General features: G+C 62.4%; 18 protein-coding genes. 8 read left to right on the top strand and 10 right to left on the bottom strand.

The annotated features are described in order from the left end of the window. Window positions 1–12: 12 nt before the first annotated feature. Together ACZ5FP_RS20800 and ACZ5FP_RS20795 are read right to left on the bottom strand one after the other, a co-directional pair. Complete coding sequence (locus ACZ5FP_RS20800; protein WP_464664389.1) at window positions 13–1,701, bottom strand: AMP-binding protein; 1,689 nt, start codon at window positions 1,699–1,701, stop codon at window positions 13–15. Between the two features lie 62 nt (window positions 1,702–1,763). Further along, window positions 1,764–3,521, bottom strand: coding sequence for an ABC transporter ATP-binding protein (locus ACZ5FP_RS20795; protein WP_464664388.1), 1,758 nt, complete (start codon window positions 3,519–3,521; stop codon window positions 1,764–1,766). 38 nt (window positions 3,522–3,559) lie between these two features. Between ACZ5FP_RS20795 and ACZ5FP_RS20790 the strand changes: the two genes are divergently transcribed. The 7 genes from ACZ5FP_RS20790 (at window position 3,560) to ACZ5FP_RS20760 (ending at window position 9,760) form a co-directional block, all read left to right on the top strand. Continuing rightward, a complete protein-coding gene (locus ACZ5FP_RS20790; RefSeq protein WP_464664387.1) occupies window positions 3,560–3,898 on the top strand; it encodes a hypothetical protein in 339 nt (112 codons plus the stop codon). A gap of 71 nt (window positions 3,899–3,969) precedes the next feature. Continuing rightward, complete coding sequence (locus ACZ5FP_RS20785; protein WP_464664386.1) at window positions 3,970–4,239, top strand: hypothetical protein; 270 nt, start codon at window positions 3,970–3,972, stop codon at window positions 4,237–4,239. Between the two features lie 250 nt (window positions 4,240–4,489). After that, window positions 4,490–7,204: a magnesium-translocating P-type ATPase gene (gene mgtA, locus ACZ5FP_RS20780; protein WP_464664385.1), complete on the top strand. Its 2,715-nt coding sequence runs from the start codon at window positions 4,490–4,492 to the stop codon at window positions 7,202–7,204. A 72-nt stretch (window positions 7,205–7,276) separates the two neighbouring features. Continuing rightward, entirely contained in the window at window positions 7,277–7,579 is a 303-nt protein-coding gene (locus ACZ5FP_RS20775) for a hypothetical protein (RefSeq protein ID WP_464664384.1), read from the top strand. Window positions 7,580–7,618: 39 nt separating this feature from the next. Further along, window positions 7,619–8,110 carry a DUF2493 domain-containing protein gene (locus ACZ5FP_RS20770; protein WP_464664383.1) on the top strand — a complete coding sequence of 164 codons (492 nt, stop codon included), beginning with the start codon at window positions 7,619–7,621 and terminating at the stop codon, window positions 8,108–8,110. A gap of 21 nt (window positions 8,111–8,131) precedes the next feature. Continuing rightward, window positions 8,132–8,851 carry an MgtC/SapB family protein gene (locus tag ACZ5FP_RS20765; protein WP_464664382.1) on the top strand — a complete coding sequence of 240 codons (720 nt, stop codon included), beginning with the start codon at window positions 8,132–8,134 and terminating at the stop codon, window positions 8,849–8,851. 192 nt (window positions 8,852–9,043) lie between these two features. Next, a complete protein-coding gene (locus ACZ5FP_RS20760; RefSeq protein WP_464664381.1) occupies window positions 9,044–9,760 on the top strand; it encodes a L,D-transpeptidase in 717 nt (238 codons plus the stop codon). Between the two features lie 44 nt (window positions 9,761–9,804). Here the strand turns inward: ACZ5FP_RS20760 and ACZ5FP_RS20755 are convergent, their stop codons facing one another. Continuing rightward, a complete protein-coding gene (locus ACZ5FP_RS20755; RefSeq protein ID WP_464664457.1) occupies window positions 9,805–10,227 on the bottom strand; it encodes a MerR family transcriptional regulator in 423 nt (140 codons plus the stop codon). A gap of 70 nt (window positions 10,228–10,297) precedes the next feature. Here ACZ5FP_RS20755 and ACZ5FP_RS20750 point away from each other — a divergent pair, with 70 nt between their 5' ends. Continuing rightward, window positions 10,298–12,562 (top strand): heavy metal translocating P-type ATPase, encoded by a 2,265-nt coding sequence (locus ACZ5FP_RS20750; RefSeq protein ID WP_464664380.1) that lies wholly within the window; start codon window positions 10,298–10,300, stop codon window positions 12,560–12,562. Between the two features lie 35 nt (window positions 12,563–12,597). Here ACZ5FP_RS20750 and ACZ5FP_RS20745 read toward each other — a convergent pair whose 3' ends face one another. The 7 genes from ACZ5FP_RS20745 to ACZ5FP_RS20715 all read right to left on the bottom strand — a co-directional run bounded on the left by ACZ5FP_RS20745 (window position 12,598) and on the right by ACZ5FP_RS20715 (window position 19,403). Then, window positions 12,598–13,281, bottom strand: coding sequence for an ABC transporter ATP-binding protein (locus ACZ5FP_RS20745; protein ID WP_464664379.1), 684 nt, complete (start codon window positions 13,279–13,281; stop codon window positions 12,598–12,600). Beyond that, the gene (locus tag ACZ5FP_RS20740) at window positions 13,281–14,030 is read right to left on the bottom strand and encodes an ABC transporter ATP-binding protein (protein WP_346305741.1); all 750 of its coding nucleotides are present in this window, start codon (window positions 14,028–14,030) and stop codon (window positions 13,281–13,283) included. The genes ACZ5FP_RS20745 and ACZ5FP_RS20740 overlap by 1 nt, the downstream gene beginning before the upstream one ends. Continuing rightward, on the bottom strand, window positions 14,023–15,006 hold the full coding sequence (locus tag ACZ5FP_RS20735) for a branched-chain amino acid ABC transporter permease (RefSeq protein ID WP_464664378.1): 984 nt from the start codon (window positions 15,004–15,006) through the stop codon (window positions 14,023–14,025). The genes ACZ5FP_RS20740 and ACZ5FP_RS20735 overlap by 8 nt, the downstream gene beginning before the upstream one ends. Before the next feature lie 8 nt (window positions 15,007–15,014). Beyond that, window positions 15,015–15,935 carry a branched-chain amino acid ABC transporter permease gene (locus tag ACZ5FP_RS20730; RefSeq protein WP_346305739.1) on the bottom strand — a complete coding sequence of 307 codons (921 nt, stop codon included), beginning with the start codon at window positions 15,933–15,935 and terminating at the stop codon, window positions 15,015–15,017. Window positions 15,936–16,011: 76 nt separating this feature from the next. Continuing rightward, entirely contained in the window at window positions 16,012–17,148 is a 1,137-nt protein-coding gene (locus tag ACZ5FP_RS20725; protein WP_130272211.1) for an ABC transporter substrate-binding protein, read from the bottom strand. 70 nt (window positions 17,149–17,218) lie between these two features. After that, on the bottom strand, window positions 17,219–18,637 hold the full coding sequence (locus ACZ5FP_RS20720; RefSeq protein ID WP_464664377.1) for a 3-hydroxyacyl-CoA dehydrogenase NAD-binding domain-containing protein: 1,419 nt from the start codon (window positions 18,635–18,637) through the stop codon (window positions 17,219–17,221). Between the two features lies 1 nt (window position 18,638). Next, a complete protein-coding gene (locus tag ACZ5FP_RS20715; RefSeq protein WP_464664376.1) occupies window positions 18,639–19,403 on the bottom strand; it encodes an enoyl-CoA hydratase-related protein in 765 nt (254 codons plus the stop codon). Window positions 19,404–19,425: the final 22 nt, after the last annotated feature.

The raw sequence follows: 19,425 nt of genomic DNA, 5'->3' as shown, positions 1-19,425 counted from the left end.
GCGCCCCGCCACTCAGGCGGTTTTTGCCTCCATGAGGCCCAGCTCGTCGATCATGGCCTGCCGCATGATGAATTTCTGGATCTTGCCCGTCACGGTCATCGGATAGTCCTCGACGAAGCGGATATGGGCCGGCACCTTGTAGTGGGCGATCCTGCCCTTGCAGAAGTGCAGCACGTCATGCTCGCTGAGGCTGGCGCCGGGCCGCACCTTGATCCAGGCGCAGAGGCACTCGCCATACTTGCTGTCCGGGATGCCGAACACCTGCACGTCGGCGATGCCGGGATGGGTGTAGAGAAACTCCTCGATCTCGCGCGGATAGATGTTCTCGCCGCCCCGGATCACCAGGTCCTTGATGCGCCCGACAATGTTGCAATAGCCCTCCGCATCGATGGTCGCGAGATCGCCGGTGTGCATCCAGCGGGCGGCGTCGATGGTGGCTGCGGTATTGGCATCGTCGCCCCAATAGCCGCGCATGACGCTGTAGCCGCGCGTCAAAAGCTCACCGGTAACACCAGGCGCGACAATGGCGCCATCCGCATCGATGATCTTGACCTCGACATGCGGATGAATGCGCCCGACCGTCGAAACGCGCCGTTCCAGCGGGTCGGTGGCGGAGCTCTGGAAGCTGACCGGACTGGTCTCGGTCATGCCGTAGGCGATGGTGATTTCGCCCTGGTGCATGTCGTGGATGACTTTGCGCATCACTTCGATGGGGCAGGGCGAGCCTGCCATGATGCCGGTGCGCAGGCTGCTGAGGTCGAAGGTCTTGAAGTCGGGATGCCCGAGTATGGCGATGAACATGGTCGGCACGCCGTGCAGTCCGGTGCACTTCTCGGCCTCCACCGTCTGCAGCACCGCCAGCGGATCGAACGCCTCGCCCGGTATGACCATGCAGGCGCCGTGGGTCAGGCAGGCAAGGTTGCCCAGAACCATGCCGAAGCAATGGTAGAACGGCACCGGGATGCACAGGCGGTCGATTTCGGTGAGGCGCATCGCCTCGCCGATGAAGAAGCCGTTGTTGAGAATATTGTGGTGACTGAGCGTCGCGCCCTTCGGGCTGCCGGTAGTGCCGCTGGTGAACTGGATGTTGATCGGGTCGTCGAACTGCAGCACGGCGGCCAGCGCCTGCAGCTGTTGTCTGGCTTCCGGGGTCGCAGCCCGTTCGAGATCGGCGAAGTTGAGCATCCCCGGCGTCTTGTCTGTCCCGAGGCGAATGACGGTCCGCAGCGTCGGCAGCTTCGCTGAGCGGAGTTCGCCGGGCGCGCAGCTGTCGAGTTCCGGGGCGATCTCGCGCAATATGTCGAGGTAGTTGCTGGTCTTCAGGGCGGGCGACAGGATCAGCGCGGCACAGCCGACCTTGTTGACGGCATATTCAAGCTCGTGCGAGCGGTAGGCCGGATTGATGTTGACGAGGATAAGCCCGGCCTTGGCGGTGGCGAACTGGGTCAGCACCCATTCCAGATTGTTGGGTGACCAGATGCCGATGCGGTCACCGGGTTTCAGGCCGAGGGCGATGAGGCCCGCTGCGACGGTGTCAACGCGCTGCTTCAGTTCGGCATAGCTTAGGCGCACATTCTGGTGGCGCACCACAAGGGCGGGACGGTCGGGAAACCGCCCGGCGATATGGTCAAAATGCCGCCCGATCGTTTCGCCGATCAGCGGCTGGCTGCTTGCACCGTGAACGTAGCTTTCCCTGATCATCGATTGCTCCTCCCAAAGCGTTCAGCAGATGGAGCATACGTTTCTGACCGGCGCTGTAAAGTTCAGGCTTTCCCGTTCACCCGGTCGAGCAGGATTTCCGCGCCTGCATCGCCGAACTGCACCTGATAGAGCCGCTTGTAGGCGCCGCCTGCGGCAAGCAGTTCGCTGTGGCTGCCCTGTTCCAGGATCCGGGCGTCATCGACCACGACGATACGGTCGGCGTTGCGGATCGTCGCCAGCCGGTGCGCAATGACCAGGGTGGTGCGGCCCTGCGCCAGTTCGGCAAGGGATGCCTGGATTTCACGCTCGGTCTGCGTGTCGAGCGCCGATGTCGCTTCATCGAGAATAAGGATGGGCGGGTTTTTCAGGAACATGCGGGCGATGGCAAGCCGCTGCTTCTGGCCGCCCGACAGCTTGACGCCGCGCTCGCCGACAATGGTCTCAAGCCCGGCAGGCAGACCGGCTATCATTTCGTCGAGGCGGGCGCGGCGGGCCGCAAGCGCAATGTCTTCATCCGACGCATCAAGGCGGCCATAGGCGATATTCTCGCGGATGGAGCCGCCGAACAGGAAGACATCCTGCTGCACGACGCCGATCTGGCTGCGCAACGAGGCGAGCGTCATGTCGCGGATGTCGATGCCGTCAACGGTGATCGCGCCGGAGTCGACCTCGTAGAAGCGCGGAAGCAGCGAACAGAGGGTGGTTTTCCCCGCACCGGAGGAGCCGACAAAGGCAACGGTCTCACCGGCCCTGATCTCCAGATCGATAGCGTGCAGCACTGCCCTGCCGGCGGTGTAGCCGAAATTCACCTTGTCGTAGCGGATATTGCCCTTGAGCCCGCTGACATCGGCGGCACCGGGCCGGTCGGCGATATCGGGCTCGGTGTCGAGAAGCTCGGTGTAGCGCTTGAACCCGGCAATGCCCTTCGGATAGGTCTCGATCACAGAGTTGATCTTTTCGATCGGCCGCACGAACACCGTCACCAGAAGCAGGAAGCTGACGAAGCCGCCGTTGGAAAGGCTGCCGGTGATGACGAAATAGCTGCCGGCGATCATCACGATCAGCTGGATCAGCCGCATGCTCATATAGTTCAGCGAGGTGCTTGCCGCCATGATGCGGTAGGCGCTCAGCTTGGTTTCCCGGTAGCGGGCATTGTCATGGGCAAAGAGATCGCGCTCATGGTCCTCGTTAGCAAAGGCCTGCACGACGCGCATGCCGCCGACATTCTCCTCGATGCGGACATTGAAGTCGCCGACACGCCGGTAGAGGCTCTGCCAGTTGCGGGTCATGCGCCCGCCATAGCGGCTGGCGACCCATGCAACGAAGGGAACGATGGCCAGTGTCAGCAGGGCGAGATGCGGATTGATGAGGAACATCAGCAGGAACGCGCCGATGAAGGTCATGATGGCGATGAACAGATCTTCCGGGCCGTGATGCGCCACTTCGCCGATCTCTTCGAGGTCCTTGGTCACGCGGGCGACGAGGTGACCGGTCTTGTGGTTGTCGTAGAAGCGGAAGGAGAGCTTTTGCAGGTGATCGAAGCTCTTGCGGCGCATCTCGGTTTCAATGTTGATGCCGAGCTTGTGCCCCCAATAGACAACGACCGCCGTGAGGCCGGAATTGAGGAGATAGACAGCAAGCAGTCCGGCCGCCGCCAGAAGAATGTAGCTCCAGTTTTCGCTGGGCAACAGCACATCGATGAAGGCGCGCACGGCCATGGGAAAGCCGAGTTCCAGCAGGCCGGAGAGGACAGCGCAGGAGAAGTCCAGCGCGAACAGCCCTTTGTAGGGCGCGTAATAGGCGAAAAAACGTTTGATCATGGGCACGTATGGCGAGAACCGGAAGCTCTCTGGCTTGAATGGAACTGTTGGGGGAAGCGTTAGCACGCCGCTCCCCCATAAGCGAACATGTTTTGCGGGCGCTGGATGCCGGGCAGGCCGATTTGGGGCCGGAATTCAAGCCGTTGCAGCCGGTACGATCAATTTCACGCGACAAAAATCGCGATGGCCAAGCTTTCTGGTTGACAACCCGCATCAAGCAGGCGTATCGCGGTTTTGCTTGGGTTACCCAGGTCATTTTTCAAATCACAAAGAAGACGATGGACAGCAAATCTAGCTGCGCCCTGACTGCCGTTGATGCGGGAGGCCGGGCGCTTGAAACAACTAACGAGCAGGACTCGATCCGGTACACCGGATGAGCAACGTTAGGGCCTAGGGCTCCACCGTCGCTCACCCCCGGCCGGATCGCTTCCGGTCAATGAGGTGAGCCATGAACATCACGTTCGCAACTCTTCCAGGCGTTCGCGCCTTCGCCAACCGCGCCCGCGGGCGGCTTGCCGTGCAACGGAACAGCGTTTCCGCAGCACCCCAGAAACAGCACCTTTTTTCCAATCTGCAGGCGGATTGGCGCGTCAATCCGGTCAATGGCCGGCTTGAAATGCGCTGGCATGCCGACAATGAGCCGCCCGCACCCGCTTTGGACCCGGTTGAAAAACTCGGGATGGTGCTGGCGGTCTATCAGTCGGGCCGCATGATCTGACCGCTGTTTTACCAAACGCCGCGCATGCGCCTTCGGGCCATCGGGTGCGGCATGAAGGAGTATCCCATGGACGACTATCCTAGTAGGCCCGCCGTGCTGCCGGTGACCGGCAAGCATGGCGGGCGACCCCAAAGAGCAAATTCCCCAAAACCGACCGTGGACGTGACGGCTCGGCACGGCTTGTTGCGCCTGAATTTCAGGTGATCCGGAGCTGGTGTCGCTGTCGCGCAAAGCGGCAGGAGACCAGAAAATGAACGTCATTCTCAAGAATTCCGCATTGAATGCGGAGAAGAAGGACAGCCGCAAGCTGTCCATGCGGGCTGTACGCGAAGCCCAGAACGATATCGACATCACCCTTGCCAACGTCAAAAGCCACCGCAACGGCCTGACGATCCGCGATGCATCGGAACGCCTGGCCAAGGACGGGGCAAACGAGGTCGCCCATGACCGGCGCCCGCATGCGCTGCTCCAGTTCATGTCGGCTTTCAAGAACCCCTTCATCATGGTGCTGATCGTCCTCGGCCTGATCAGCGCTTTCACGGACTGCTGGCTGCCCATGCAGAACGGTGACGCGCCGGATCCGACCAAGGTGATCATCCTTACCGTCATGATCCTGGCCAGCGGCATCATGCGCTTCGTCCAGGAATACCGCTCCGGCAAGGCGGCCGAAGCCTTGAAGGCGATGGTGCGCACGACGGTCACGGTACTGCGCCGGAACCGTGCGACAACCCCGCCGGAAATGCTCGAAATTCCGATGCGGGAACTCGTGGCGGGCGATGTGGTGCGCCTGTCCGCCGGTGACATGATCCCGGCCGACGTGCGCCTGATCGAATCGCGCGATCTCTATGTCAGCCAGGCGGTCCTGACCGGCGAAGCCATTCCCGTCGAAAAATACGACACGCTCGGCGCTGTTGCCGAGAAGTCGGCGCTGGGCATCGCCTCGGATCAGACCGACATGCTGGATGTTCCCAATATCTGCTTCATGGGCACCAATGTGGTCAGCGGCACCGCGACGGCTGTCGTCGTGGCGACGGGATCGCGCACCTATTTCGGTTCGCTTGCCAAATCCATTGTCGGTTCGCGGGCGCAAACCGCCTTCGACCGCGGCATCAACAGCGTCAGCTGGCTGCTCATCCGCTTCATGCTGGTCATGGTGCCGGTCGTCTTCCTGATCAACGGTTTCGTCAAAGGTGACTGGCTGGAAGCCCTGCTGTTCGCGCTTGCGGTTGCCGTCGGCCTGACGCCGGAAATGCTGCCGATGATCGTCTCGTCCAACCTGGCCAAGGGCGCCGTTGCCATGGCCCGGCGCAAGGTTGTGGTCAAGCGCCTCAACGCCATCCAGAACTTTGGTGCCATGGACATCCTGTGTACGGACAAGACGGGCACGCTGACCCAGGACAAGATCATCCTCGAGCATCATGTCGATGTCTACGGCAAGCGCGATGAGACGGTGCTGCGCCTCGCCTGGCTCAACAGCCATCACCAGAGCGGCGTGAAGAACCTGATGGATCAGGCCGTGCTGCGCTTTACCGATGCATCGGCCGACAACATGCGGACCGCCGCCTTCTATCGCAAGGTCGACGAGATGCCGTTCGATTTCATCCGCCGGCGGCTGTCAGTGGTGGTCGAAGGCGTGGCCGGCGAGCACCTGCTGGTCTGCAAAGGCGCCGTAGAGGAAATGCTGGGTATTGCCACCCGCATGCGCGATGGGAACGATGTCCGCGTGCTCGACGACACCAGCCGCAAGGCACTGGTTGCCATCGCCCGCGCCTACAATGAGGACGGGTTCCGTGTTCTGGTGGTCGCCACCCGGGAAATCCCGGCCGGGGACACCAAGGCGCAATACGGCATTGCGGATGAAAGCGAGCTGATCGTCGAAGGTTTCCTGACCTTCCTCGACCCGCCCAAGGAAACCGCCGGACCGGCTATTGCTGCGCTTGCCGAACATGGCGTCGCGGTCAAGCTGCTCACCGGCGACAACGAGGTGGTCAGCCTCAAGATCTGCCGTGAGGTCGGGCTTGAAGCCGGGATACCGCTGCTGGGCCGTGACATCGAGAAGCTGGACGACAGCGCGCTGCGCCTGCTCGTGGAAGAGCGCGTCGTCTTCGCCAAGCTGACGCCGCTGCAGAAGTCGCGGGTGCTCAAGGCCCTGCAGGCCAATGGCCACACCGTCGGCTTCCTCGGCGACGGGATCAACGATGCCCCGGCACTGCGCGATGCGGATGTGGGCATTTCCGTCGACAGCGGTGCGGATATCGCCAAGGAATCGGCCGATATCATCCTCCTGGAAAAGAGCCTGATGGTGCTCGAAGAGGGCGTGATCAAAGGTCGCGAGACCTTCGGCAACATCATGAAGTACCTGAACATGACGGCCAGCTCCAACTTCGGCAACGTGTTCTCGGTTCTCGTGGCCAGCGCCTTCATCCCGTTCCTGCCGATGCTGGCGATCCATCTGCTCATCCAGAACCTGATGTACGATATCTCGCAGCTGGCATTGCCGTGGGACCGGATGGACAAAGAATTCCTCAGCAAGCCGCGCAAGTGGGATGCGAGGAACATCGGCCGCTTCATGCTGTGGATCGGACCGACCTCGTCGATCTTCGACATGACCACCTTCGCCCTGATGTGGTTCGTCTTCGCCGCAAATGCGCCCGAGCATCAGTCGCTGTTCCAGTCCGGCTGGTTCATCGAGGGGCTTCTGTCGCAGACGCTGGTCGTGCACATGCTGCGCACGCAGAAGATTCCCTTCATCCAGAGCACGGCGGCCCTGCCGGTCATGCTGATGTCGATCCTGGTGATGGGTTTGGGAATCTATGTGCCGTTCTCGCCGCTCGGCACGCTGGTCGGATTGCAGCCTCTGCCCTGGAGCTACTTCCCCTGGCTGGTGGCTACCCTGTTCAGCTACTGCGTCGTCGCCCAGACCATGAAGGCGATCTACATCCGCCGCTTCGGCCAGTGGTTCTGAACCGTCAAACAGCGGGCGGCATTGGCCGCCCGTCATCCTCCCGTTCCGCAAGACCGCCAGAGGAGATCTGATATGGTCATGACCAATTTCATCCTGCACTTTCAGGCAAGCACACCGCCCCATGGTTCATGGGGCGGTGTGCCCAAACGCGGCTCGCTTTCGAAACGCCCGGAACCGCGCCGTTCCCGGATAAGGGATCAGTTCCTGCGATGGCTCTGCTGGCTTCTGGCCGTGACAGGGCAGGGATTGTTCTGGCTTGCCACGCGGCTGCACCGCCGGGGCGTCCTCAATCGCCGGCGCAGCTGGCGCCTCATCCAGTGGTCGTCCTCCCTGAACCAGAGCGCCATCCGCATCATGCGGCGGGCACGCTGGTAGCGCGCCTCCCATTTCAACACAGACTGCAAGGAGCACATCATGCGCCTTTTGATTTCCGGCGGCCGGCATTTCGATGTGGCCGAAGCCATTCTCGACGAACTGAACCGCATCCATGCGGCCTGTCCGGTGACGGTGCTCATCCATGGCGGTCTTCCCGCCTTGGGATCGGTGGCCGAGGACTGGGCCCGGCAGAACGACGTCCATATCGTCCGCTATCCCGCCAACTGGTCGCTGCTGGGCAAGCAGGCCGACACGAAGCGCAACCGCTTCATGCTGGAAGACAGCCGTCCCGATGCGCTGCTGGCGTTTCCCGGCGGCAGGCATCTGCAGGAACTGGTGCAGCAGGCCCGTGCCAGGCATATTCCGGTGATCACGGCCCGAAGCCTGGAGCGGTCTTCCGACGGCGAGGCAGGGGCGCAGGCGGATCATTGCGCCGACAGTCCGGAGGGTGACATGCCGTGCCAAACCGCCTGCCTCGCGATGACGGGGACTGTCATCATTGTTAACCGGAGAAATGCTAGCCTCGCATGACGAGCCAGCTGCGGTGACCCCATGAAGTTCATACAGACATTCGATCTCTACCCCTTTCTCGATACGACCATCAGCTTCGTCGCCGCCTTCATCTTCGGCACGCTGATTGGCGCCGAGCGCCAGTACCGGCAACGGACGGCCGGGCTGCGCACCAATGTGCTTGTCGCCATTGGTTCGGCAGCCTTCGTCGATCTGGCGCAGCGGATTGCCGGGACGACGGAAGCCGTCCGGGTGATTTCCTACGTGGTTTCCGGCATCGGCTTTCTCGGTGCGGGCGTGATCATGAAGGAGGGGATGAACGTGCGGGGGCTGAACACCGCGGCAACGCTCTGGTGTTCGGCGGCGGTGGGCGCCTGTGCCGGCACGGACATGCTCGCCGAAGCGGCGCTGCTGACGGTGTTTGTGCTTGCCGGCAATACGCTGCTGCGCCCGCTGGTCAATGTCATCAACCGCATCCCCATCAGCGAGCAGGCGGCGGAGGCCACCTATGAGGTCAAGCTGATATCGACCCGTTCGGCCATGCCGACCATGCGCGACCTTCTGGTCGAACGGCTTGAAGAGGCGGATTATCCCGTCAGCGACGTCGAAATCACCGATCAGGGCGATGACGAGACCGTGGAAATAGTGGCCACGCTGGTCAGTACGGCGATCGATCCCGATGAGATCGACGCGGTGATTGCCCATATGGAAAAGCAGCACGGCATTTCCCACGGAACGTGGGAGGGCAGCACAAAGGACTAGGGTAATGTTGCATTATCACGCAAGTTTACAGCCTGATATATACTGTGATCATAATGCAACAGTGCCACAGACATTGCGTTCTGCCTTGTTTTTGACACACGGTTGCCGCGATCCGTTTTAAAAGGATAGGGGCAAGCGGTGACCACGACCGCCTGTCCGCCCCGCCTGTCCCATCGTTTGAAAGCATACAGAATGTCATCCCTCGTTTCGCGCCGGTCATTCCTGACCGGCCTGTCGCTCCTTGGCGTTTCAGCCGTCGCTGCCTGTGCCCAGTTGCCCAAACAGTCGCTCGATCTTGCCGGTTCGCAGGATGCCGTGCCGGCGGACAAGCCGGCGCCCGTCGAGGTTGCCGCACCGGCACCGGTAAAGCCCGATTACATCAGCATGTATCAGGCGGTCGAAGAGGAGGGCTACAGGCTGCCGGCGATACCCTTTGCCAAGGTCAATGAAAAATTCCTGCGACAGGTCGTCGACGATCCGACAGGGGAGAAGCCCGGAACGATCGTCGTCAACACCGTCGACAAGTTTCTCTATCTGGTTCTGAAGAACGGCAAGGCCATGCGCTACGGTGTCGGGCTCGGCCGGCAGGGTTATTCCTGGAAGGGCCGCGCCATTGTCCAGTGGAAGCGCAAGTGGCCGACCTGGACACCGCCATCGACGATGATTTCACGCGATCCGAAGCTGGAAAAATGGCGCCAGGGCATGCCGCCGGGTGTCCACAATCCTCTGGGTTCGCGAGCCCTCTATATCTTTCAGGGTGGTGTCGACACGCTGTACCGCATTCACGGTTCGCCGGACTGGAACTCCATCGGCAAATCCGCCTCGTCGGGCTGCGTGCGCATGTTCAATCAGGACGTGATGGATCTCTATGAGCGCGTCCCCGGCAAGGCCCCGCTGCTGGTTATTTAGGACCAGGATTCATAAACGCGGCCGCAGCCGATTGTGACCGCGGCCTAGTGTTGTGCATGCGCGCATTTGCCGTGATCGGCCAGAATTTCGATGACGCGGCATTCGGCGACACGGCCGTGCCAGCATCCTTCCACCATCAGTTCCAGCTCGGCCTTCAGCGCATTCAGGCTGCGGATGCGCTGCTCAACCTCGATAAGCCGTGCATTGGCAATGCCGTCAGCGGTTTCGCAGGACTGGTTGGGATCATCCTGCAGGTGCAGCAGGGTGCGGATGGAGTCGATCTCGAAGCCGAGCTCGCGCGCATGGCGGATGAATGCCAGCCGGCGGATATCCGTGTCTTCATAGTGCCGCCGGTTACCATCGGTGCGCGCCGGCGCCGCCAGCAGCCCGATCTGTTCGTAATAGCGGATGGTCGGCACTTTGACGCCGCTGCGCTTTGCTGCTTCGCCGATCGAAATTTCTTTCAACATTTCGCTTGCTCCTCTAGTCGCTAGAGCATGTAGCCTTGCCGGCAACAGAGTCAAGAGAGGTTGAATCATGACAGCAGCGCCAACGCAAACCCGCTTCCGGGTCGAGGGCATGGACTGTGCAAGCTGTGCGGCCAAGATCGATACGGCGGTGCGCCGGTTGCCTGGCGTGGCCGACATTTCCGTGTCGGTGACGGCGGGCACGATGACGGTCAAACACGACGACACCGCCGATCTCGGTGTTCTCGAGAAAAAGGTCAACGGCCTTGGCTACAAGGTTTCGCCGCTGACAGCCAAGAGCCCGGCGCCCGTGGCGGCGCCGTCATGCAGCGGGCATGACCATGCCAACCACAACCACGCGGAGCATGATCACCATGACCATGACCATGCGGGTCACGATCATTCCGGGCATGACCATGCGGACGCAAGCGCGGCTGTCGCCGCTGCTCCGGTGCAACGCGCCGGGCCCGCCCGCTGGTGGCAGAGCCGCAAGGGCTTTCTGACCATCATCAGCGGTGTTGCCCTTGTCGCGGCCTATGCCGTCGGCAAGCTTTATCCGGATATCGCCAACGGGGCCTTTGTCGTGGCGATGCTGGTCGGGCTGGTACCCATTGCCCGCCGCGCGCTGATGGCGGCGCGTTCCGGCACGCCATTTTCCATCGAAATGCTGATGACGGTCGCAGCCATCGGCGCGGTGATCATTGGCGCGGGTGAAGAAGCCGCCGCCGTGGTCTTCCTGTTCCTGATCGGGGAAATGCTTGAGGGCGTTGCCGCCGGCCGTGCCCGCGCCAGCATTCAGGGTCTCGCCGATCTCGTCCCGAAAACCGCGCTGGTGGAGCGTGGCGGCAACGCCGTCTCGGTTCCTGCCGATGCACTTGCCATTGGCGACATCATTCTGGTGCGGCCGGGTGATCGTATTCCCGCCGATGGTGACATCACCGAGGGAACAAGCGAGATCGACGAAGCGCCGGTCACGGGCGAAAGCACGCCCAAGCGCAAGAATGCCGGTGACGCGGTCTTTGCCGGGACCATCAACACCGACGGTGTCCTGCGCATCGCCGTCACCGCGACGGCAAGCGACAACACCATCGCCCGGGTGATCCGCCTCGTCGAGGAAGCACAGGAAAGCAAGGCGCCGACGGAACGGTTCATCGACGGTTTCTCCCGCTATTACACACCGGGCATCATGGTTGTCGCGGCGCTTGTCGCCGTCATCCCGCCCTTGTTCATGGGCGGCATCTGGAGCGAATGGGTCTATAAGGGCCTTGCCATTCTCCTGATCGGCTGCCCCTGCGCGCTGGTCATCTCGACACCGGCCGCCATTGCCGCCGGCCTTTCCGCGGGTGCACGGCGCGGCCTGCTGATGAAGGGCGGCGCCGTGCTTGAAACCTTCCGCAAGGTGACGGCCGTCGCCTTTGACAAGACGGGCACCCTGACCGAAGGCAAGCCTGTGGTCACGGATATCGTTTCATTCGGCCTGCCGGAGCGGGAAGTGCTGTCGCTGGCCGCCGCACTCGAAACCGGTTCCAGCCATCCTCTGGCGGTAGCCATTCTCGACCGGGCCAAGGCGGATGCCGTGGCCATTCTTCCGTGCACCGCGGCAAAGGCGGTTTCCGGCAAGGGCGTCGAGGGAACCGTCGGCGGTAAGGACGTGTTCCTCGGTTCGCCGCAGGCCGTCGCCGCAACGGCGCCGCTCAGCGCGGAACAAACGGCGTCCATCGCCGCGCTGAACGACCAGGGCAAAACGGTTTCCCTCGTGGTTGTCGATGGCAAGCTTGCGGGCTTGCTGGCCATGCGCGACGAGCCGAGGGCCGATGCGGAGCGTGGTCTTGCCGTTTTGAAAGAGCAGGGCATCAAGGCCGTCATGCTGACCGGCGACAACAGCCGCACCGCAGAGGCGATCGCTTCCAAGCTCGGTATCGAGCCGAGGGCGGAACTGCTGCCACAGGACAAGCAGCGGATCGTCGGCGAGATGCAGCGCTCGGGCCTGACCGTTGCCAAGGTCGGCGACGGCATCAACGACGCTCCGGCGCTTGCCGCGGCCGACATCGGCATTGCCATGGGCGGCGGCACGGATGTGGCACTTGAAACCGCCGATGCGGCAATCCTGCACGGCCGGGTGATCGATGTCGCCAACATGATCGACCTGTCGAAAACGGTGATGAGCAATATCCGCCAGAACATCGGCGTTGCGCTCGGCCTGAAGGCCGTCTTTCTGGTGACGACGATCATCGGGCTGACCGGTCTGTGGCCGGCAATCCTTGCCGATACCGGCGCGACGGTGCTGGTTACCGCCAATGCCATGCGGCTTCTCGGCTGGAAGGGTCGCGCGTAAGATATGATATGTGCGGCCTCCCGTCGGGGAGGCCGTCAGACGCCGAGATAACGATCCTGAATCGCTCCGGTCAATTCGGCCGGCACACCGCTCCAGACGGTGCGGCCCCGCTCAAGCACAAAGCAGCGGTCGGCCACCGGCAGAAGTTCGGACAGGGTCTTGTCGACGACGAGAATGGACTGGCCCTGCCGCTTCAAGGCGGCGATGGCCTTCCAGATTTCCTGCCGGATAACCGGCGCAAGGCCCTCTGTTGCCTCATCGAGGACGATCAGCTTCGGGTTGGTCATCAGGGCGCGCGCCACGGCAAGCATTTGCTGCTCGCCGCCGGACAGCGAGTTGGCATATTGCCCGGACCGCTCCGCCAGGCGCGGGAAGAGGGCATTGACCTCCTTGATGGTCCAGAACCCCTTTCGCGCTGAAGCCAGCAGATTTTCCGCCACCGTCAGGTTGGGAAAGCAGCGCCGTCCTTCCGGCACCAGACCCAGCCCAAGCCGGGCAATGCGATAGGGTTTTGCCGCCGAAATATCGGCGCCGGCGAAACGGACCGTGCCATGGCGCAGCGGCGAGAGCCCGAAGATCGAGCGGATGGTGGTGGTCTTGCCCATGCCGTTGCGTCCCATCAGCGCAACGGCTTCGCCTTCCGCCATCGCGAGATCGACGCCGAAAAGCGCCTGCGACGCGCCGTAGAAAGTCTCGACCCCGGTAAGCTCCAGCAGCATCAGACGCTCTCCCCGAGATAGGCTTCGCGCACCAGCGGATTGCGGCGGATGTCGTCGACCGTGCCGGTGGCGATGATGCGGCCATAGACCAGCACGGAAATGCGGTCGGCGAGGGCAAAGACCGCATCCATATCGTGTTCGATCAAAAGGATCGGTGCTTCGTGCCGCAGCGTGTCGAGAAAGGCGGTGAGGCGTTTCGAGCCTTCCGGCCCCATGCCCGCCATCGGCTCGTCGAGCAGGAAGGCTTTCGGACCGAGCGCCAGCGCAATGGCAATTTCCAGCTGCCGCCGCTCGCCATGGGAAAGTTCGGCGCTGGGTATATCGGCCCGCTCAAGCAATCCCACCCGGCCGAGCATGTCGCGCGCGGTGTCCTTGAGCGATGCATCGGCCATGACAGGCTTCCAGAAACGGAAACTCGAACCCTGATTGGCCTGCACGGCCAGCATGACATTGCGCAGCGCCGAAAACTCGGGCGTCAGCGACGAGATCTGGAAGGTGCGGCCGAGCCCCAGTTGCGCGCGGTGTGAGACGCCAAGCGCCGAGACATCCCGGCCCATGAAATGGATGGAGCCGCTATTGTGCTTCAGCGTTCCGGCGATCTGGTGGATCAGTGTCGATTTTCCCGCACCGTTCGGGCCGATCAGCGCATGGATTTCGCCGGGATGAAGATCAAGGCTGACATCGTCGGTGGCCTTCAAGGCGCCGAAGGATTTGCACAGGTTCCGGATGCTGAGGACGGGTTCAGCCATGACGCACCTTCCCGGCCAGAAGCCCGATGAGACCGCCGCGCCCGAACAGGACGACGGCAAGCAGAATAAGGCCGAGGAAGAGCTGCCAATGCTCCGTCAGCCCGCCGAGGGCAAATTCGAACAGCACGAACAGGATGGCGCCGGCGACGGGCCCGAAGAGACGGCCGGTACCGCCCAATATGATCAGCACGATGAGTTCGCCGGACATGCTCCATGACAGCATGGAGGGGCCGACAAAGCGGTTGAGATCGGCAAACAGCGCACCGGCAATGGCGGTGATCATGCCCGACAGGATGAAGGCGACGAGGCGGATGCGCAGCGGCCGGATGCCGATGGACGCCACCCGCACCTCGTTCTGCCGCGTGGCCTGCAGCGCCGCACCGAAGCGTGAGTCCCTGAGCCGGGAGAAGGCGAACAACGCCAGCAGGAGCAGGCCATAGGCGATCAGGAAGAAGCTGAGGGGATTGAGCGTGTTCACCCCGGGAAAGCCGTTGCGCATGGTGATCGACAGGCCATCCTCGCCGCCATAGGCGGGCCAGGAGATGGCGAAGTAGTAGATCATCTGGGCAAAGGCGAGGGTGATCATGATGAAATAGACGCCGGAGGTGCGCAGGCTGATCAGGCCGATCAGCAGGGCGGCCAGACCGGCGACGGCAGCGCTCACCAGCCAGATCACCGGCATCTGGTTTGTCGCCATGAGCACAACGGGGGCGGTGAGCAGCGGGGTCTGGTTGAAGGCATGGGTGGCAAAGATGCCGGCTGCATAGCCGCCGATGCCGAAAAAGGCGGCATGGCCGAAGGAGACAAGGCCGCCAAGGCCGAGCGCGAGGTTCAGCCCCACCGCGGCAAGCGCAAGAATGGCAATGCGGGTGGCAAGGGTCACGTAGAAAGGCTCGCCCATGCCATGGGCCGCAAGGGCGCCGGCCGGCACGATCAGGGCAAGGGCGATATTCACAAGGCGTTCGCGATCAGCCATTCCGTCCCTCACGCATTGACCGCAAAGAGGCCCTTCGGCCTCACTGCCAGAATGAAGGCCATGACGATGTAGATGAGCATCGAGGCGATGGCCGCGCCTGCCGTGGCCGCCTGTGACGGCTGCATGAACAGGGCGAAAAGCTGCGGCAGCAGGAACCGGCCCATGGTATCGACCACGCCGACAAGAATGGCGCCGGCCAGCGCGCCCTTGATGGAGCCGATGCCGCCGATGACGATGACGACGAAGGCGAGGATGAGCACCGGTTCGCCCATGCCGACCTGCACCGATTGCAGCGCACCGACAAGCGCACCGGCGAGGCCGGCCAGCGCCGCGCCGAGGGCAAAAACGATGGTGTTGAGCGAAGCAATGTCGACGCCGAGCGCGCCAATCATTTCCCGGTCGGATTCACCGGCGCGGATGCGCATGCCGAGCCTTGTCTTTGCGATCAGCAGATAAAGCCCGATGGCGACGATGAGACCGGCGCCGATGATGGCAAGCCGGTAAAGCTGGTACTGCCCGCCGCCCGGCAGGCTGATCGCCCCCTGCAGCACCTTCGGGATGTCGAGATAGAGCGGAAAAGAGCCGAACACCCAGCGCGTGCCCTCGGAAAAGATCAGGATGAGCGCGAAGGTGGCAAGAACCTGATCCAGGTGATCGCGGTTGTAGAGACGCCGGATCACGGTGACTTCGACGATGGCCCCTGCAGCGGCAGCGGCAATGAGGCTTGCCACCAGGCCGAGCCAGAACGAGCCGGTATAGGCAGCAACCGCCGCGCAGGCGAAGGCCCCGACCATGTAGAGCGAGCCATGGGCAAGGTTGATCACGCCCATGACGCCGAAGATCAGCGTCAATCCGGCGGCCATCAGAAACAGCATGACGCCGAACTGCAGGCCGTTCAGGGCTTGTTCGATGAGGAGAGCCGAAGACAAGGTTCAATCCAATCCGATGAGACGATCACAGGCATAAAGGGCGCGCGGATTTTCGCTCCGCACGCCCGTCCACCGTTCACATCTTGCAGCTGGCCGCATAGGCATCCTGGTGATCGGTGAAGCTGGTGGCGACGATCTTGTTGGTGAGAACGCCGTCTTCCTTGATCACTTCACGCACATAGATGTCCTGGATCGGGTGGTTGTTGTTGCCGAACTTGAATTTGCCGCGCACGGAATCGAACTTGGCTTCCTTCAGCGCGGCCCGGAACGCATCCTTGTCCTTGACGCTGGCCTTGGCGACCGCCGAGAGGATCAGGTTGGCCGTGTCGTAGCCCTGTGTGGCATAGAGCGACGGCAAACGCTTGTACTCGGCCTTGAAAGCGGCGACATATTTCTTGTTGGCGGCGTTATCGAGGTCCTTCGACCAATGCGACGAGTTCTTCACGCCGATGGCCGCATCGCCGATGGCGCCGAGCACGTCCTGATCGAAGGAGAAGCCGGGGCCCATGACCGGCGTGGAAATGCCGGACTGCGAATACTGCTTCATGAAGGCGATGCCCATGCCGCCGGGCAGGAAGAAGTAGACGGAATCGGCACCCGAAGCGCGGATCTGCGCGATCTCGGTGGCATAATCGGTCTGGCCGACCTTGGTGTAGAGCTCGCCTGCCAGCGCACCCTTGTAGAAGCGCTTGAAGCCGGTGAGCGCATCGGTGCCGGCGGGATAGTTCGGCGCAAGAATGAAGGTCTTCTTGTAGTTGGCCGTGTTGGCGTAATTGCCCATGGCCTCATGCAGATTGTCGTTCTGGTAGGCGACGTTGAAATAGTTGGGGTTGCAGTTGGCACCGGCCAGTGCCGACGGGCCGGCATTGGTCGACAGGTAGAAGGTGCCCTGGCCGACAACGCCCGGCACGACCGCCATGGCGAGGTTGGACCAGACGATACCGGTCAGGATGTCGACTTTTTCGCTCTGGACCATCTTGTCGGCGATCTGCACGGCAAGTTCCGGCTTCTGCGCATCGTCCTCGACGATGACCTTGATGTCCTTGTTGCCGGACTCCTTGATGGCGAGAAGGAAGCCGTCGCGTATATCGATGCCAAGGCCTGCGCCGCCGCCGGACAATGTCGTGATCATGCCGATCTTCACGGGTTCGGCCATGGCCTGACCGGCAAAAGTCAAACCCGCCATCAATGCCGCTGCTGCTATTCGTTTCATTGCGTCGTTCCCCTTATTTTATGGTTCATCTCAATTCTAAATTGATTCGCGATGCAAGTGCCCGTGCCAACTAACGCCTGGTTGTTGTATCCTCCGCAAAGTCCGCCAGAGCGGGACACGCATCATACCGCCCGGAAGGGTGGATCCGGCCGCAGCGCTCCAGCGTGTTCGTGATCGCCGCGATCCCGAGCGCCTCCAGCATCTCGTGCGGGCCGTGGCGGAAGTTCAGGCCGAGTTTCAGCGCGGTATCGATTCCCGCCGTCGTGGCCAGTCCCTGTCCGAAGGCGAAGGCCGCTTCGTTGGCCAGCATGGCCGCCACGCGCAGGAATACGAGCCCTGGCGTGTCCGTCACCTCGTGCAGTTCAACCCCCAGCGATTTGGCCTGCAGCGCCATGGACCGGATATCGGCATCGCGCAGATCATGCTGGGCGAAGGCGAGGGAAACAGGACCGCGCCACTGGCCGATCTGCCGGTCAAGCACGATGACCGGCTGGCGGCTGTCCGTGGACAGTTCGCGGGCCGTCCGCCCGTCGCTCAGATGCACGGCAACACCGGTGCGTGTTTCCAGCTGCCGCTTCAACTCGTCGACAGTCGATATGGAACTGTCACCGGGCAGCACATTGTCCTGACGCGGATAGGTGAAAAATCCGCTTCCGGTTTTGCGGCCGAGCTTGCCCTCGGTCTTCAGGTCTTCGAGAAGGCGTGACGGCTTGAAGCGTGGCGCCCGGTCGAATCCCTGCCATACGGAGGCTGTTGCGGCGAGGTTGATGTCCACGCCGACAAGATCGATCAGCTCGAACGGCCCGAGCGGAAAACCGCCCGATGATGTGAGGCACATGTCGATGGTTGCTGCATCGGTAACGCGATCTTCCAGAAGTTGCAGCGCTTCGCCGTAAAAAGGCCTGGCACAGCGATTGACGAGAAAGCCGGGGCTGTCGCGCACCTCGACGGGCTGCTTGCCCAAGGTCTTGACGAGACCGGACAGCCGTTCGGCGATACCCGCTTCCGTCTGCGGACCGGCGACGACCTCCACCAGCTTCATCAGCGGGGCGGGGTTGAAGAAATGCAGCCCGGCAAAGCGCTGGGGATGCTGGATCGTGCGGGCAATCGCTTCGACCGAAAGGGAAGAGGTGTTGGTGGCAAGGAGGCAATCCGTGGCGCAGACCTTCTCCAGTGCCTGAAACAGATCTGCCTTGGCGTCCAGCGTCTCGATGATGGCTTCGATGACGAGATGCGCCGGCGCCATGTCCTGCAAGGTCGCGGCAATGACGATATTTCCGGCGCAGGCGTCGCGCTCGCCTTCCGTCGATTTGCCGCGGGCGATGCGCTGGCCGATGTCGGCAAGGATCGCAGCCTTCGCCTTGGCGGCCATGCCGTCCTGCGTGTCATAGAGGATTGTCTGTATTCCGGATCGCGCCAGCAGATGCGCGATGCCCCGGCCCATGGTGCCTGCACCGGCAACGCCAACGATGTTGACCGGCTTGCCCACGTTAGCGCCCCCGGAATTCGGGTTGGCGCTTGGCGCGGAAGGCGGCAATGCCCTCGGCCTTGTCGTCGGTGGACAAAAGCAATTCGAAGGACCGGCGCTCCAGCGCCAAGGCATTCTGATCGTCCAGTGCTGTCAGCACCGCCTGCTTGACGAACTGCTGGGCCAGCGGCGCGCCCTTGGCGAGTTTCGCGGCAATACTTTCAGCCGTTGCAAGGCTTTCCCCGGCCGGGGTGCCGTGCGACGCAATACCCCAGTCGAACGCATCGGCGCCGCTGATGGTTTCACCGGTGAGCAGCAGGCGCATCGCCCGGGATTTTCCCAGAAGCGCTGTCAGCCGCTGGATGCCGCCGGCGCCGGGAATAAGGCCGAGCCGGATTTCCGGCTGCCCGAAGGTGGCGTTGCCGGCAGCAACGATCAGGTCGCAGCGCTGCGCCAGTTCAAATCCGCCGCCGAGACAATAGCCCTCGACCGCCGCGATCAGCGGCTTGCGCACCCTGGCGATGGCGTCCCATGCATGCAGGCGCAGATCGTGCACGCCATCCACGGATGTCTTGTCGGCGATTTCGCCGATATCGGCGCCCGAGGCGAAATTACCTTCGGCGCCGGTGAGGATGATGGTGCGGATTTCGGGGTCGCGTTCGAAACGCGCGAGGCTCTCGGCCAGCTGCTTGAGCATGCTGGTGTTCAGCGCATTGCGCGCCTCGGGGCGTGTCAATGTCAGGATGGCGTAACCATCCTTCACGTCGGTTTGGATATAGTTTTCCATATCGCATCCCCCCTGCAGTTTG

The organism is Phyllobacterium sp. T2-21, from assembly GCF_055378485.1.
The sequence above is the reverse complement of the archived record's forward strand: the minus strand, read 5'-3'. Positions and strand labels throughout refer to the sequence as shown.